The 16,536-nt window shown below is 44.9% G+C and carries 15 protein-coding genes; 5 read left to right on the forward strand and 10 right to left on the reverse strand.

Going from position 1 to position 16,536, the window contains the following annotated elements; translation table 11 throughout:
- The first annotated feature begins 20 nt into the window (after positions 1–20).
- A complete protein-coding gene (locus GFS24_RS19315) occupies positions 21–539 on the forward strand; it encodes a PPC domain-containing DNA-binding protein (protein ID WP_253906535.1) in 519 nt (172 codons plus the stop codon).
- Here the strand turns inward: GFS24_RS19315 and GFS24_RS19320 are convergent.
- Genes GFS24_RS19320 through tkt form a run of 3 tightly spaced genes read right to left on the reverse strand, consistent with a single transcriptional unit; the run spans position 493 to position 3,834 of the window.
- A complete protein-coding gene (locus GFS24_RS19320) occupies positions 493–1,248 on the reverse strand; it encodes an HAD-IIB family hydrolase (protein WP_153662238.1) in 756 nt (251 codons plus the stop codon). The genes GFS24_RS19315 and GFS24_RS19320 overlap by 47 nt on opposite strands.
- Positions 1,245–1,853, reverse strand: a complete 609-nt coding sequence (locus GFS24_RS19325) for an HAD family hydrolase (protein ID WP_153662240.1) — start codon at positions 1,851–1,853, stop codon at positions 1,245–1,247. Before GFS24_RS19325 ends, GFS24_RS19320 begins: the two co-directional genes overlap by 4 nt.
- A complete protein-coding gene (gene tkt / locus GFS24_RS19330) occupies positions 1,840–3,834 on the reverse strand; it encodes a transketolase (RefSeq protein ID WP_153662242.1) in 1,995 nt (664 codons plus the stop codon). Before tkt ends, GFS24_RS19325 begins: the two co-directional genes overlap by 14 nt.
- Positions 3,835–3,942: 108 nt before the next feature.
- On the opposite strand from tkt, the gene GFS24_RS19335 reads away from it, so the two are divergent.
- Genes GFS24_RS19335 through GFS24_RS29000 form a run of 4 tightly spaced genes read left to right on the forward strand, consistent with a single transcriptional unit; the run spans position 3,943 to position 6,419 of the window.
- Positions 3,943–4,773, forward strand: coding sequence for an SDR family oxidoreductase (locus GFS24_RS19335; RefSeq protein ID WP_153662244.1), 831 nt, complete (start codon positions 3,943–3,945; stop codon positions 4,771–4,773).
- Positions 4,773–5,423 (forward strand): NAD-dependent epimerase/dehydratase family protein, encoded by a 651-nt coding sequence (locus GFS24_RS19340; RefSeq protein WP_153662246.1) that lies wholly within the window; start codon positions 4,773–4,775, stop codon positions 5,421–5,423. The genes GFS24_RS19335 and GFS24_RS19340 overlap by 1 nt, the downstream gene beginning before the upstream one ends.
- Positions 5,423–6,220 carry an AraC family transcriptional regulator gene (locus GFS24_RS19345; protein WP_153662248.1) on the forward strand — a complete coding sequence of 266 codons (798 nt, stop codon included), beginning with the start codon at positions 5,423–5,425 and terminating at the stop codon, positions 6,218–6,220. Before GFS24_RS19340 ends, GFS24_RS19345 begins: the two co-directional genes overlap by 1 nt.
- Before the next feature lie 28 nt (positions 6,221–6,248).
- A complete protein-coding gene (locus GFS24_RS29000; RefSeq protein WP_173003127.1) occupies positions 6,249–6,419 on the forward strand; it encodes a hypothetical protein in 171 nt (56 codons plus the stop codon).
- A gap of 32 nt (positions 6,420–6,451) precedes the next feature.
- Here GFS24_RS29000 and GFS24_RS19350 read toward each other — a convergent pair whose 3' ends face one another.
- The 7 genes from GFS24_RS19350 to GFS24_RS19380 are packed head-to-tail and all read right to left on the reverse strand — an operon-like array spanning position 6,452 to position 16,532.
- Positions 6,452–8,581, reverse strand: a complete 2,130-nt coding sequence (locus GFS24_RS19350; protein ID WP_153662250.1) for a GH92 family glycosyl hydrolase — start codon at positions 8,579–8,581, stop codon at positions 6,452–6,454.
- Positions 8,582–8,640: 59 nt separating this feature from the next.
- Positions 8,641–9,489, reverse strand: coding sequence for a PKD domain-containing protein (locus GFS24_RS19355; protein ID WP_153662252.1), 849 nt, complete (start codon positions 9,487–9,489; stop codon positions 8,641–8,643).
- Between the two features lie 11 nt (positions 9,490–9,500).
- Positions 9,501–11,015, reverse strand: coding sequence for a RagB/SusD family nutrient uptake outer membrane protein (locus tag GFS24_RS19360; RefSeq protein ID WP_153662254.1), 1,515 nt, complete (start codon positions 11,013–11,015; stop codon positions 9,501–9,503).
- Positions 11,016–11,026: 11 nt separating this feature from the next.
- Positions 11,027–14,035 carry a SusC/RagA family TonB-linked outer membrane protein gene (locus GFS24_RS19365; protein ID WP_153662257.1) on the reverse strand — a complete coding sequence of 1,003 codons (3,009 nt, stop codon included), beginning with the start codon at positions 14,033–14,035 and terminating at the stop codon, positions 11,027–11,029.
- Positions 14,036–14,092: 57 nt separating this feature from the next.
- Complete coding sequence (locus tag GFS24_RS19370) at positions 14,093–15,148, reverse strand: dipeptidase (RefSeq protein ID WP_153662259.1); 1,056 nt, start codon at positions 15,146–15,148, stop codon at positions 14,093–14,095.
- Complete coding sequence (locus GFS24_RS19375) at positions 15,145–16,137, reverse strand: 3-hydroxyacyl-CoA dehydrogenase family protein (RefSeq protein ID WP_153662261.1); 993 nt, start codon at positions 16,135–16,137, stop codon at positions 15,145–15,147. Before GFS24_RS19375 ends, GFS24_RS19370 begins: the two co-directional genes overlap by 4 nt.
- Positions 16,134–16,532: a RidA family protein gene (locus tag GFS24_RS19380; protein WP_153662263.1), complete on the reverse strand. Its 399-nt coding sequence runs from the start codon at positions 16,530–16,532 to the stop codon at positions 16,134–16,136. Before GFS24_RS19380 ends, GFS24_RS19375 begins: the two co-directional genes overlap by 4 nt.
- Between the last annotated feature and the right edge of the window lie 4 nt (positions 16,533–16,536).

Below are 16,536 nucleotides of genomic sequence, written 5' to 3' on the forward strand. Positions count from 1 at the left end.
ACTCCTGTTAATAAGATCAAATGAAAAACCTACAATTTATGACCATGATCTTCTGCCTGTTCTTTGCAGGCCAGGTTGTTGCACAGGACACAACCAAACGTTATACAAAAGTGCCGGTAGGTTACCTGATGGTACTCCGGCAGGGTGATGATGTGTTAGCGCACATCGAATCACTGGCTGTTAAGGAAAAGATCCCCTCCGCCAATTTTTCCGGGATGGGTTTTGTCAATGCCCGCTTCGGCTTCTTTAATTTCAGCACAAAAGAATATGAACCGAAGGAGTTCAACAATGTGGAATTGGCCAGCATGCAAGGTTCTATTGCCTGGCAGGATGGAAAGGTTTCGCTGCACACCCATGGCGTGGTAACTGACAAAGATTTTAAAGCTTACGGAGGGCACCTTTTAAAAGCTGTTGTGGGAACGGGGTCTGTGGAAATCCTGGTGACGGTGCATGATAAAAAACTGGAGCGGGTTTTGGAACAACCCTTGGGTGCTAACGTGCTGCATATTGCGCCAAGCTACCGCCCAGGCAATAAATGATCGCTTCCACTACCCTTTTTGTTTCATGTGGATCTCTTACCTGGATACAGTCTACACCTGTTTCCCGGGCAGGGTGATCATTCCCTCCTTCAAACAGCGCATCACCAATGAATAACATGTCCTTCACAGGCATGTTTAATGTTTGCTCCAGTTTATGAATGCCATAAGCTTTATCAATACCGGGTTTAGTGATATCAATGGATGTTTCTCCGCCCATCTGGATAGAGAACTCCGGGAGGGTTTTGTCCAGCGCTTCTTTGATTATTTTGCGTTTGGCGAAATCTGGGTCCCAGTCTTTTTTCACTTCATGCGGGGCATCCTGCCCTAATCCTGAAAAGGTGATCTGGCTGCCGCGGTCTTCGATCTGCTCACCCCATATTTTTGCAGGGTGCAGGATCTCTACTACCTCATTCAGCTGCGTAAGGATCTTCTTTTTTTCTTCAGGAGAAAAGTTCTCTGCATACAGTTGTTTCCATTCTCCTGTGTACTGGTAATATTTAGTGCCGCAGGTGGGTAAAATAGATAGGTTGGCGTGTGCCGTGATCTTAGACAGTACCTGCTTTTCAAACTGGGGCCAATCACCACCGGATATGATGGCTACTTTACTAACCCGTAACAAAGCTTCTAACAGCCATGCCATCTCTTCATCTAATGCAGCTTTACTTTGCGCTAAAGTTCCATCGAGATCAAATATGATAAGTTGCTTCATATCAGCCCTTCCAATATCTTTTTGGTGGATAAAAAATCCTGGTGATGAAAACTCCTGATCCCCATTTTATTAGCTGCCTGCACAATCATCAACCGGTCGTCAAAATATACACATTCTTCCGGCGATACCTGCGCAATCCCCATCGCCAAAGTAAAAATATCAGGGTCCGGTTTGCGCATCCCTACTTCACAGGAGGAAATAAAAGCATCGAAGCAATCATGCAGGCCGAATTTCTTTATGCGGAAATCATTCAGTTCCCTCCCTTCATTGTTCACGGAAATAACCCTGAAACCACAGGTTTGCTTCCAGACTTTAAACCATTGCAGGAAGTCCGGCAGCTCAATGGATTCCTCAAACATAAATGTTTTAAAATCCAGTTTTGAAAAGTCTCTCGGGTGATTGAAGACGACCCTGTCCAGGTAATCATCCAGCGTGATCTTGCCAATTTCATAGACGTTGAAAATGAAATTGTGCAGGACTTCCATCTCTTCGTGATCCAGTCCAAATGCACGGGCCGCCTTTTTGCGGGACTGGTGTCCCCATCCGTTGTTTAATAATACACCCCCTACATCTGAAAAAATTACTTTTACTTTAGCGGTTGCCATGAAGTAATGCTTTAGCTTTTTTTACCACGTTCTCTGTGGTGAATCCGTATTCTTTCAGCACTTCTTCGCCAGGGGCAGATTCACCGAATTTATTGATACCTATAACATCTCCGTCGTCTGTAACGTACTTCTGCCAGCCTAAGGGGGAGCCGGCTTCCACGGCGAGGCGTAACCTGAGGGCTTTTGGAAATACTTTTTCTTTATAAGCACTGTCCTGTTTTTCAAACAACTCCCAGGATGGCATGCTCACTACGCGGGCTGCAATATCTTCTCCTTTTAATTGCTGTTGCGCGGCCAATAACAATTGTACTTCAGAACCGGTACCGATCAGAATAACCTGTGGTGCTTTTTCTGATTCGGAAAGGATGTAAGCGCCTTTTTCCAGTTCACAGTTTTTTGGATCGATCACAGGAATTTCCTGACGGGTTAAGATCAATGCAACCGGGCCTGTTGTATGTTCCAACGCTACCCGCCATGCGGCTACCGTTTCATTTGCATCTGCGGGGCGGATCACTATTAAATTCGGCACAGATCTTAAACCGGCCAATTGCTCTATGGGCTGGTGGGTGGTTCCGTCTTCACCCAGCCCAATACTGTCGTGCGTATAAATAAAGATAGGACGAATTTCCATGATGGCGGCCAGGCGTACCGGCGGCCGCATATAATCAGAGAATATCAGGAAAGTGGCGCCATAAGGAATGAGGAATTTACTGAGGGCCATTCCGTTTAATATAGCACCCATGGCATGTTCCCTGATCCCAAAATGAAAGATACGGCCACTGCGGTTGGTGGCTGAAAACGATGTGTATTTTTCGAGGTCTGTATTTGTAGAGGGAGAAAGATCTGCGGAACCGCCTAACAAATTAGGCAGATAATCTGCAATAGCGTTCAGTACTTTACCGGAAGCTTTACGGGTAGCCATCTTCTCTGCCCCGGCTTGGAAGACAGGTAATTTTTCCTGCCATCCTTTTGGTAGTTTACCACTGCTGATCAGTTCGTACTCTTCTGCCAGCTCTTTATATTTTTCTTTATAGGACTTGTATAACTCCTTCCACTCCTGTTCTTTTTTTACTCCTCGCTGCCCTGCTTCCCGATAATACTGCGCCACATCTTCCGGTATCACAAAATATTTATCAGGGTCAAAGCCAAAGTTCTTCTTCACCAGTTTTACTTCATCCTCTCCCAATGGTGCACCATGTGCTGCAGCTGTATCTACTTTATTAGGACTCCCATAACCAATATGCGTACGTACTTTAATGAGGGAAGGGCGACCGGTCTCAGCCTGTGCGTTTTTAATAGCAGCAGATAAAGCAGCCAGATCATTACCATCCGGCAATACCTGTACATGCCAGCCATATGCTTCAAAACGTTTGGCCACATCTTCATCAAATGCCAGGGCAGTATTTCCTTCAATGGTGATGTGGTTATCGTCATACAGGTAAATGATATTACCCAGCTGAAGATGCCCGGCTATGGATGCAGCTTCTGACGACACGCCTTCCATGATATCCCCGTCACTGCAGATGGCGTAGATCTTATAGTCGAAAATATCAAAGCCGGGTTTGTTGTAACGTTCTGCCATGTACTTTTGGGCGATGGCAAACCCTACTCCGTTGGCAAAACCTTGTCCCAATGGACCTGTGGTCACTTCAATACCTGCCAGCAATCCATATTCAGGATGGCCTGCTGTTTTGCTGTGTAGCTGCCGGAAGTTTTTAATATCATCCAGGGTGAGATCATATCCTGTGAGGTACAGGAAACTATATTGCAGCATACAGGCATGGCCGGCAGATAAGATGAAACGGTCCCGGTTGGCCCATGCCGGATCCTGTGGATTATAATTCATGCTTTCCGTCCACAAAATGTGGCCAATAGGGGCAAGTCCCATGGGCGTTCCCGGATGGCCGGATTTTGCTTTCTGCACGGCATCGGCTGCCAGCACACGTACGGTATTTATAGCTGATTGTTCAATGGTTTTCATATGCTATTAATAACAGGGATAGTGCCAAATAGTTGATGGGCTCCTCAACAAAGAAAATCTGGACTCCTCAACAAAGCAGCGTACCTGTTTTTCAACTGACCTTTGTGTATGAAAAAGACAATTTTAATCACCGGAACTTCTTCCGGTTTAGGTAAAACAGCCGCCATACATTTTGCGGCTAAAGGCTGGAACGTGATCGCCACGATGCGTTCACCTGAAAAAGAACAGGAACTGACCAAACTGGATAATATCCTTGTTACCAAACTGGATGTGCAACAACCAGCAACCATCGCATCTGCTATTCAAATTGGTATAGATACATTCGGGCAAATTGATGTACTGGTTAATAATGCAGGTTACGGAGAATTTGGCTTGTTTGAGAATACACCGGAAGACCAGGTTAGTATGCAGTTTGATGTGAATGTTTTTGGCGTGATGAATACCATCCGCACCATACTCCCCCATTTCCGGGAAAAGAAAGCTGGTACTATTATTAACATCAGTTCCGGTGCAGGACGTTTTACACTGCCATTGATCTCATTGTATGCCGCATCCAAATTTGCACTGGAAGGATTTTCTGAAGCATTATCATTTGAACTCGCAGCCTTAGGTATTGGTGTAAAGATCGTTGAACCTGGTGGTGCCAGCACTAACTTCAGCAACGTAAGTGGTGAAAAATTCTCTGGCAAAACACCTATTGCGGATTATAATCCATTTCTGAACGCAGCCGGCCAGTTGTTTGCTACCCTGCAGGGCCAGCGGTTAGCAACCTCTGAAGAAGTAGCAGAAGTTATCTATACCGCAGTAACGGATGGAACGGATACATTAAGGTATGTAGTGGGAAATGAGGATTTTAAAAACCGTATGAAAGCAAGGTCCACTATGCCCGATCAGGATTATATCAATTCTATTAAGGATTCTTATCTTAAATTCATGTAATGAAGATAAAAGTGATCATTACAGGTGCTACGGGTATGGTGGGTGAAGGGGTTTTACTGGAATGCCTGGACCATCCTGATGTACAGCAGGTACTGATGGTGAACCGTAAGCCCTCCACCCTGAAACACCCCAAACTGAAAGAATGCATTGTGCCTGATTTCTTCCAGCTGAACGATGTAACCGATCAGCTAACGGGATACGATGCCTGTTTCTACTGCGCAGGTATCAGCTCCCGGGGATTGGATGAAGCTGCTTACAGCCGCATTACTTATGATACCACTTTGCATTTTGCTATCACGCTGGCAGACCTCAATCCCGGCATGATCTTCAGTCATATATCCGGCAGCCATACAGACAGTTCTGAAAAGGGCCGTATCATGTGGGCACGTGTGAAAGGTAAAACAGAGAACGCGCTCATGAAACTGCCTTTTAAGAAAGCCTATAATTTCAGACCCGGGTTTATGAAGCCTACGGCAGGACAACAGAATGTGAAAGGTTTTTATAAAGTCCTCAGCAGTTTATATCCTTTGATGAAGTTGATATTCCCTGCAATTACGCTACGGGAGGTGGGATTGGCTATGATCAACAGTGTATTGAAGGGTTATCCGAAGCAGGTACTGGAAATAGAAGATATTAAATTGCTGGCCTGATGGAATCTTCCAATACACCATATACTTGTCATTTTAGCCCAACTGCTTCTCCGGAGCAGTTCATACCCGAGCATCTTTTTATGTACCTGGTGTCCGGCGACATGACGGTGTTTGATGGGAGTAAAGAATACAACGTACGTCCCGGGGATTATGGTTTTGCAAGAAGGAACCACCTGGCTAAATATATCAAAACGCCACCTCCCGGTGGTAAATTCAAAACGATCTCGATTCTTTTAGAGCAGGATTTTTTACGAAAGTTTAGCACCGAATATAATTACACGGCAGATGAGGTGATCAATTCTGGCGCCATCATACCACTCCATGCCAATCCTTTGTTCCATACCTACATACAGTCTGTAGCACCTTATCTGGATCTGCCATCAGCAGAGCAGGATAATTTTCTTTTCCTGAAAAAGAAAGAGATCGTGCTCCTGCTGTTAAAAACAAATCCTGAATTAAAAAACGTATTGTTTGATTTTAGTGATCCGGGTAAAATAGATCTGGAGTTATTCATGAACCAGAACTTCCGGTTCAATGTAAGCATGGAACGTTTTAGTTACTTAACCGGAAGAAGCCTCACTTCCTTTAAACGGGATTTTGAAAAGATCTTTAATAACTCTCCCGGGAGGTGGCTATTGGAAAAACGGTTGCAGGAAGCACATTACCTCATAGAAAAAAAGGGAGCAAAACCTTCTGATGTTTACCTCGAAGTAGGTTTTGAAGATCTCTCCCATTTTTCCTATGCATTTAAGAAGATGTATGGTACTTCTCCTGCTCAGTTAAGAAAGGTGAAATAGTTTGGCATGTTATTGGCTCCCCTATAGCATGAGAAAGTTATATTTAGTACTGGCAGTTGCGGGAATAATGTTGGCAAGCTCATGTTATACACCAAGAACAGCCGGTAACAGCGGGAAAGTACCTCCTGGCCAGGCAAAGAAAGCAGCAGGCTCACAATCTGCCAAGCCATTTGCCCCCGGTCAGCAGAAAAAGAATTAAAAGCGAAACGATGCCCTGGGGCATCGTTTCTTTTATTTTGTGGCAATCTCAATCTTACCCCCATTTTTGAATAAATCATGCGGGACGAAATAGCCTTTGTTTTCTTTCCCGTTCACTTTTATAGAAGTCAAATTCCTTCCTTTCCCGGGCTTAGTTATCGTTAATAATTTCCCAGTGCTCGTTTTCCATTTCACTTCATCAAAGAGCGGAACTGTTACCAGGTATTCAGGGTCTGTTGCTGAATAAGTATACAACCCCAGGGAACTAAGCACATACCAGGCAGACATTTCTCCTGCATCATCCATTCCGCAAAGTGCCAGTCCTTCTTCCCCGATACCATACAGGCTATTCAGGATGGTATCGATCATTTTTTGGGACTTCTCGGGTTTGCCGATAAAGTAATAAGCAAAAGGTGCTTCATGATCCGGCTGGTTGCCATGGCAGTATTGTCCTATCATGGTTTCAACGTTACGGGCAATGTATTTCGGATTCCAGGGCACAGTAAAAAGTGAATCCAGTTTGGATTCAAAACCTTTGGCACCACCGTATAATTCAATAAGTCCTTTCATATCATGCGGTGCAAAGAATGATACCTGCCAGGCATTAGCTTCCCTGTACATGTATTCATAATAAGGGAACTCCGGGTTGAAGGGTTTGATCCATTCGCCATTTTCCAGGCGGCCTCTCATAAACCGCGTGGAGGGATCAAACATATTCTTATAGTTCTTTGACCTGGCCATCAGGATCCTGTAATTAGCCGTATCACCTAATTTCTTTGCCATCTGCGCCAGGGAATAATCATCATAACTATATTCCAGTGTTTTGGACACACCGGCTTTTGCTTTTGTTTCTACCTTAGGATCTGGAATGTCCGGATCAGAGATATACCCTTTCTCAATGTATTCAGTGATATGCGGGCGGGCACCTCCAGCCACATTCGCATTCTTCAACAGGATGGCGTAAGTCCCTTTCACATCAAAATCATCGATGCCTCTCAGGTAAGCGCCTGCAATCGAAGAAGCTCCATGATCACCATGAAAGAAGGTAGGAATGAAACCACGCTTATCTCCCACATCTTTCATTGATTTGATCACATCCAGTGTAACCTTGGGAGAGATCAAACCCAGCAGCACATCCTTATTCCGGTAGGTATCCCATAAAGAAGGTTCTGTGTAATAGTTAAAATCAGCTTTTACCACCTGCCGTTTTGCATCTGTGAATTCTCCGTTCACATCACTGCGCAGTGCCGGCCAGAGGAATGATCTGTACAAACAGGAATAGAACATTTGCTTTTGCTTATCCGTTCCACCTTTTACCTGTATGGAGGATAATAAGGCCTCCCACTTTTGCGTAGCTTCATTGCGGATCTGGGTAAAGGATCTATTGCCAATTTCCTGCTGAAGGTTTTGTTTCGCATTTTCCATGCTTACAAAGGACAGTCCAATTTTCAGTTCAACTGTACCAGCCTGGCCATTCACCAAATGGGCAATGGCAAAACCGGAACGTTGTCCTTCCTCTTTTTTCTCCAGTTTTTCAATATCCGTATTCAGGATAGCATAGAAGTAGATCTTCTCCCCTGCCTGCTGATAACCTTGCAGTACATTATTACCCACCTGCTCGATACTCCAGTTGGAGATCCGGTTATTGGCCCTGGCCAGATCAAAAAGGATCTGCCGGCCTGTATTCTTTTTGTAAGTATACTGATGATATCCGCATCTCAGGGTAGAGGTCAGGTTTACATTCACATTGTAATCATCCAGGTACACCTGGTAAAAACCGGGCGCTGCACTTTCTTTTTTATGGGTGAACCGGGAGCCGAATTTTTCGCCCGGATCTGAAAGTGGCAGGATGGGAATGTTGCAAAGGTTCCAATGCCCTTTGTTGGTATGGGTAAAACCATAGATAACGGAATCCTCATATTCATATCCGGCACCGGAGCCATATTCCGTCATGGGACTTAACTGCACCATGGCATTCGGCAAAGAACTTCCGGGAAAAGTGAGGCCGGCCCATGATCGCCATCCTCTGGGTAATTCATAACCGAGGATCTTAGGATCGGTAAGCGGTGCCGTACCAATAAAAGTATTTACATATTTCGTGTAAGACTGGCTTCTGCCAATAGTTGCAGCCAGCAGCAACATTACTATAAACGGGAATCTCATTATCCAATATAAAAATATATCCGGATAATGAGATTGCTAAAATGATCAAAGGTATTTAGCTATTCGCTCATGTCAATAAAAAATGAGGCGGCAGCCGGTGTTGGCAAAGCCCCCAGCATAGCGCTCCAATCATTCTTGGTAGTAGCTACTCCTATCTTAAAACCTGTTCCCAATAATCCCTTTATTTTAGAACGGGTGAGCCTTCCTTCGAAAGTAAGGATGCCGCCACTCTCACTGATAGTACCTATTTCAAAGAAATCACTGATAGATTGATAATCGAAGGCAAAGGCAGCAGGATCACCTTTATGATAAAATACATCAAACCATCCTGTCAGCAATGCACCTTCCAGCAACACATCATTTCCTGCCCCGGTAAACAGCCAGGTATTATATCCGGTGGCGGCGCTGTTATCTGTGTCCATATAAAAATCAAAAATGTCACCATTGGCTTTAGTGGAAGACACTTCAAAGTAGAAGTAAACATAATTGCCGTCATAGTCATACTTCGCCTTTTTGAGGTTGCCGCTTCCTGCTCCCGGCATCACTACATTGTGTGTAACGGTATCCCAGTCACTGAATGAATTATCATTCAATTTAACGGCCGTACCTTTTGAGATGCGCAGTACGGTAGATCCTTCTATCACTTTACCATTGGCGGTGGTAACATATAAGGTGGGTACGAATTTGCCCTTTTTCGCGTAGATATGCACCGGACTTTTCTCTGTAGAAGTGGCGCCATCCCCAAACTCCCATTTATAAGATTGCCCGTTTAACGTCTGGTTATCGAACGTTACTTTGTAACCTTCAATATTCACAGTATACACTACGTCCGGCAGTTGTTCTGCTTTATCCTTTTCGCAGGACAGGAATAACGTGCCGATGCCCAATAAAATATAAGAGATTCTCATTGTGTTAGATTTTAAGGATTCTGTGTGCATAAAGGATTAGCCTGGATCTCATCTACCGGTATATAAAAAATGGTGCGGGGACTGTTCCAGTTCACGACCATATTCGTATAACCTACAGGGGCCTTTGAAAGATCAACATCTGTTTCCTGCAAGCCTGCCAGGTGATATCCCCAGTAAGTACGGTTCATGCTGAGTTTATTCCTGTACACATCAAAATTCCGGTGTCCTTCAAATGCCAGTTCCATTCTTCTTTCCTGTAATACCACATCCAAAACAGTACGGCCTGCAGGTAATTGTTTATTATATAAAGATGCCGTCAGGCCACGTTTCTTCCTGATCTCATCTACATCATCCAGTGCAGCGGGTGTCATATTGGATTTGGCTTTTGCCTCTGCACGGTTGAGATAAACTTCTGCCAGCCTGAACATAACCGGTGAACTTAACGTAGGGCTTCCTCCCTGGAAAGAATACTTGGTGATATAGTAGGTTTCAATCCCGTTCATCTTTACCACATTGCCTCCTGCATCTTTCCTTGGTGAAATATAAGACCAGCGAACATCTTCCGGATGTGCTGCCATTACATCCCGTAAAGAAGAAGAGGCAAATTCCTCTCCCCATCCTGAGTTGCCATCAGAATATAACATAGAAGCCACAGAACCATTTTTACCATAATCATCAACGGGAGTAAAAGCAATGCAAAAAATGGTTTCCGTACTGCCCTGCGCATTTCTGAATAATTGCGGAAAAGTAATAGCATCCGTCAGAGAAAACTTGCCGGAGCTGATCACCTTATCTGCAGCGGCAATGGCTTTTGCATTATCTTCTTTGTATAGATACACCCGGGATAACAATGCCCACGCGGCTTCTTTGTTAGCATAGGATACACCGCGGGACTGGTTCATCAATGTAGCCGCTTTTTCCGCATCCGCGATCACGGCATCATATACTTCTGCTACGGTAGCCCTCTTCTTCTGAGAAGGATCACTTAAGGAAGTGCGTAAAATAATCCCCGCAGCCGCAGGGTCCTGAGAATAAGGTTTGGCGAATAGACGTACGAGGTTGAAATGGCAAAAGGCCCGGAGGAAATAACTCTCACCGATCAATTGCTGGGTAGCCGCATCGGGGTTGCTTATCTTTTCTCCTGCCTCAATAACTGCATTGGAGTTGTTGATGATCTTATAGGAAATGTACCAGAAGAAACGGGTATTGCTCTGCGCAGGAGAATGCGTAAGCGTAAAGCTGTACCACAAAGGATCTGTGGTCACCTGCCCGCAGGTGATATCATCACTGGAAAAATCAGACAGGTGATAATAATTTCGCAGGTACATCAAACCTACATCGACAGTACCATTAAAAGATACATGATCTTTAAAAAGGGAATAGGAACCGTTTACGGCATTCTTTAACCCATCCGGTGTTGTAATGAGCGTTTCAGAGGTAATTGCATCACTCGGGCTCACTTCTTTCAAACAACCGGTGCTGCATACACAGAGGAACAGGCCCGTTAAAATTATGTTGATTCTCATAATATAATATTTTAGAACCGAAGGTTGATATTGAATAAGAACTGGCGGTTATTCGGATATTTAAAATCCGACACACCCGGTGTAACAAAAGCTTGCGGCGTAATGGTCGTCTGCGGGTCCTGGCCCACGAACTTTGTAAAGGTCCATACATTATCCGCACTCAGGGAGAAAGTAACACCTTCCATCTTTAAGCGGCTGAGGGGTAAACTATAGCTAAACGTAATATTCCTAATAGCAATAAAGCTCCCGTCCATCAGGTAACGGGAAGATGTTTCCGTAGAATTAGCTGCATTCTGCGGACTGGGGTTAGTAGCCACGTCTCCAGGTTTTGTCCAGATGTTGTGGTCCTTTGGCAGTACTGCCTGATTGAGATAGGGCTCACTGCCATCGTTCATTACAAAACGAAGGTTATTGCTGAATACTTTATTTCCTTCAATGAAATAGGCATTCACCCTTAATGAGAATTGTTTATAGGAGAATTCATTCGTCATCCCTCCTTGTAAATTGGGTAAAGCTGATCCTACTTCCTGGTAGGTAGCCGCTGCGTAATCAGAAGTTGCCTGGCGGCCGGTTTCTACCCCATTCGCATCTTTGGTGATCACTTCCCATTGTGGTGCGCCGGTGGCTGGATTCACGCCTAACCATTTGGGCATATAGAATTCATAAAGGTTGCCACCGTTCCGGTAAATTTGGGAGATTGACCAGGAACCGGTATTAATAATGTTGGAAGGAAGCTTTTGTAGTTTGTTCTTATTGAAGTTGATGTTGAAATCTGTACTCCATGCAAAATCCTTTGTTTTAATATTGAGGGTATTCAAACCTATCTCGGTACCGGTGTTTACGATCTCTCCCACATTATCCCAACGTTTTTCAATCCCTACAGATAAAGGCTGGGATACTTCCAGTAATAAGTTCTTCGTAATATTCTTATACACATCAAAAGTGATATTCACCCGGCTATTGAATAAACCAAGGTCGAATCCGGCATTTGCCTGGTATTTACTTTCCCAGGTAAGTTCCGGACTGGGTAACTGTAACGGCACGGCGCCTACCTGCGCATTGTATTGACTATTGAGGGAATACAAACCAAGGTAGCGGGCAGCGCCAATATCCTGCGTACCCGTTACACCATAACTGGCGCGTATCTTCAGATTATCTACTGTTCTGCTCTTTTCCAGGAAAGATTCCTTATTCACCAGCCACGCTGCAGAAACAGCAGGGAATGATCCATAACGGTTCTTCGTGGGGAAGGCTGATGAACCATCCACCCGGTAGGAACCTGTCAGAATATATTTATTGCGGAAGCTGTAGTTTACCTGAGAAATAAATGATTGTACAAACGACTGGTTATAGAAACCCCGCACCGCCTGACTGTTGGATACCACATTCAGTACATTCAATCCTATGGGAAGCCCTTTACCGGATGCACCAGAAAGTTCCGTCTGGCTTCCTTCAATAGCAATACCTGCCAAACCACTGATACTATGGTCCCCCATGTTAAACTTAAACTGGAAGATGTTATTGGTAATACCACCATAAGTAAGGATGGTTTCTTCTGCCAGGTATCCCGTTCCATGATATACTCCGGCAGTGGTAGGCGAAAAGAAATTAGATCCTTTGCTGAAATTCACGGCTCCCCGGTTGGAGCTGGAAAAACTCAGCCAGTTAGTGATATCAATGTTCAGGGCAAGGTCATAGTTCACATCAAAGCTCTTATACTTATGACTGGAGTTCTCTATGGTATGGATAGGATTGATCTTATCCCTGGACCACCATTTAAAAGGAGAATTACCATCTACATAACGTGCGCGGCCTGTGCTATCATAAGGATTATCCCAGGGCAGGTTCAGATAAGCATAGTAAATATCCATGTAGTCGTAACTCTTGCCGTTGGCTGCGCTGATGTTGATATTATTGGTGACCCTGATGTGGTCATTAAAGCGGTAATTGGTGTTAGCCCGCAGGTTTACCCTTTTAAAATCCGTATTCATAAAAGTGCCCTTCTCATTGTAAAACGAGAGGCCTACATAATGATCAGCTTTCTCTGTTTTGCCCGCAAAAGAGAAAAAGTAGTTCTGCATAAAAGCAGGTTTAAAAATAGCATCTAACCAACTATGGTCCTGATCACGTATGGTGAGGGGCCGTTCGCTGTAAAATTTCAGCAGGTCTATCTTATAGGAGTTATCCGTTTGGCCGGGAACATAATCCCGGTATAATTCTTTCTGGTATTCATATAACTGGCTGCCATTCATCATATCCATCTTCCCAAAATCCGGTGTGCGGAAACCAGTGGTTATTTTTGCTTCATAACGGTTCTTGCCTGCCTTCGCTTTTTTAGTGGTGATGATGATCACCCCGCCGTTGGCCTGTGAACCATACATGGCAGTAGCACCTGCATCTTTCAATACGGTAACACTTTCCACATCATTGGGATCATAGCTGCCGCCAATAATACCATCAATCACAAACAGGGGGCTTTGTGTGGCATTGATGGAAGAGATCCCCCGCAGCCTGATCTCTGGTGCCGCACCCGGCGTACCTGCACTATTTACTACCTGGAGCCCTGCTACTTTTCCCTGCAGCATGGTGCCAATGTTATTGGATGTTACGTCTTTCAGTTTTTCTTCGGATACTACTGTTACGGCGCTCGTTAGTTCTGATTTCTTTTTGTTGCTATATCCCACTACGACTACTTCGTCAATAGCCGCAGTTGGTTTTAACGCAACGTTTACTGCTGTGTTCCCGGACACCGTTACCTCTGTGGTGGTATAACCTACATAGGAAATGATCAGTACATGGTTGCCATTTTCTGGTGCAGGTAATAAGAAATGTCCATTCACATCTGTAGTTGTTCCCCTGTCCGTTCCCTTCAGTTTTACGGAGGCGTAGGGTAAAGCCTTTCCATTTTCATCTGTAACCGTTCCTTTGATGTCTGCCGGTGTGCGCGCCACTACCTGCAAACTGACCAGGAGCAACATGAAGAACATGAGCAGTGGTTTTTTCGTTGTGCGATGTTGCATGATTTTTGGTTGTTTGGTTACGAAAAATATTCAGTATAGGGTTCTCACAACAACGGATCATATCCATGCTTTGCGTAAAAAAGCTAACCAGTTCTTATGGAAGATGTTTTCGATGTCCGCTTTACGGTATCCCCTTCTTTCCAATAACACTTCCAGTTTTTGCAGGTCTGCGATGGTATCTATATCGTAAGGTGACTGCTCCGTCCCGAACATTCCATCCAGGTCACTGCCAATGGCCACATGGTTACTATTGCCTGCCAGCTGGCAAATGTGATCGTAGTGGTCAATTAATAATTCAAGGCTAACATGTTCTTTCACCGGATCTGATTGCCTCATTTGCCAGCCACTCTTTAACATCCATGCATCCAGCACACCGCCAATAACACTGCCCCGTTCTATCAATACTTTGATCTGTTCATCAGATAACTGACGTTGATGATCTACCAATGTTCTGCAATTATGATGGCTGGCCCAGATATTCCCTTTATACAATGTAGTAGCCTGTTTGAATCCTTCATCCGTTAAATGCGTTACATCCAGGATCATGTTGAGTGCATCCATTTCCTTCAGGAGTTCAATACCCTTAGGGCTGAGTGGTCCCGTTTCTCCGGTGCCTGGGGCATATCGGCCAGGGCCGTAATGTGCAGGGCCGAGGGCGCGTAATCCATTCCTGTAAGCTTTTTCCAGGTAAGAAATATTTACCAGTGAATCTGCTCCTTCCAGGCTAAGGATATAACCAACCGGCTTCGTCTGATCCCACTGTTCAATCTGTTTATTCAGTTCCTGCAGGTTGGTGATCTGTTTCATTTCTCCGGCATCTTCCATAACCCTGTACCAGGCCAGCTGGCCTTGCGTTTGCGCCCATGCCTGTTCCGGAGAATTCCATCCCGGAAGTTTACTTCCCTTTTCAACATACCGGGCAATCTGCGTAGCTACTACCAAACCGATGTTCCCGGCACGCAGGTCTTGCAATGATACTGTTCCTTTTGCACGATCCGGTTTATCCGTCATGCCATACTCCCTTTCCCTGATGGCAGTAACATGCTGTTTCAGGTCCCTGTTCCACTCCAGGGCATTCATGGCAAGGTCCAGGTGTGCATCAATGATCATCATGGTTTCTCCGCATTTACTTCCTTCATTTTTCTTTTTACCACATCCGCCGGGTATTTCAGCGCCAGCTTCCTGATCTCATAGCTGAACTCTGTAAATGTTTCTTCCCATAACCTCGCTTCCTCTTCCGTGTATTCATAAAACCCCTTCCCGTTCAAAACACCCTTCCCGCCTTGCTTCACAATATCATCTATGAGTTTAGGTATCTCTGTTTGATTATTCAATGTAGGGAAGAGGTCTTTCATCACAGTGTGATAAGCCGGTACACCTGTAAGGTCCATCCAGCGGAATACGCCCACCAGCGTCATCCAGTAACCTGCATTATTACGACAGGCCCTGTCTACATCTTCTACAGTGGCATAACCATTTTCAACGAGATAGAAAGCCTCCCGGTACATGGCATACATCAGCCGGTTAGTAATAAAACCGCGGATGTCTTTACGTACAAGTGTCGGTTCTTTCCCCCAGCGGTGTGACAGCTCATAGAGTGATTCCGCGAGTGCGACATCTGTTTTTTCCCCGCAGGTCACTTCCAGGAACCTCGTGGTGTGGGAAGGTTCATGCCAGTGCAGGCCCATGAACCTGTTGGGAAAACTCGTGAATTCCTGTAGCAGCGTGATGGGCAGCGCCGATGTATTGGAAGCCAGCAAAGCTCCCGGAGAGAGATATGTTTCAATATGTTTGAACACCGCTTTCTTCACATCCAGATTTTCTATCGTGCATTCAATCACCAGATCACAGGGGCTTAAGGTGGCATAATCTTCTGTGATCAGCAGGTTTTGCAAATACACATCCGGTACTTCTTCTATCATGTCGTCTTCCCAGGATTTTTGCAAATGATGTTTTATCCGTTCTTCCGCAAGATCAAGGTCTGACGGCAAAGGAGCCAGCGCCACTACTTTATGCCCTGCCATTAAAAGACAGGTAGTGATACTGCAGCCCATCAAACCTAATCCTACTACTCCTATTGTTATCTCATTAGTTTGCTTCATACGGCAGTTTTATGGATTTTTGCAATGGCATCTATTTCTACTTTGATACCGTGACCTAATACAGACTGCACGGTTGTTCTGGCAGGTTTCACACCTTTAAAAAAAGAAGCGTACACTGCATTGAATCCACTAAACTCATGAATGTCTGTAAGGTGCACAGTGCATTTCACCACATCATCCCATGTGCAGCCTGCTTCTTCCAGGATGCAGCCAATGTTGTGCATGGTCAATGCCGTTTCACTTTCAATTGTATCCAGTTTAAACTGACTGGTGGTGAAATCAATGGGGCCCTGGCCGCTGATAAAAAGCCAGCCGTCCATCACCACACCGGCTGAATAAGCGCCGGTGGTGAATTTCTCTTTGTTCTCCGGATGAATTATTTCCTGTTTAAGCATAAGA

The sequence above is a fragment of the Chitinophaga sp. SYP-B3965 genome (assembly GCF_009647655.1).
Classification (GTDB): domain Bacteria; phylum Bacteroidota; class Bacteroidia; order Chitinophagales; family Chitinophagaceae; genus Chitinophaga.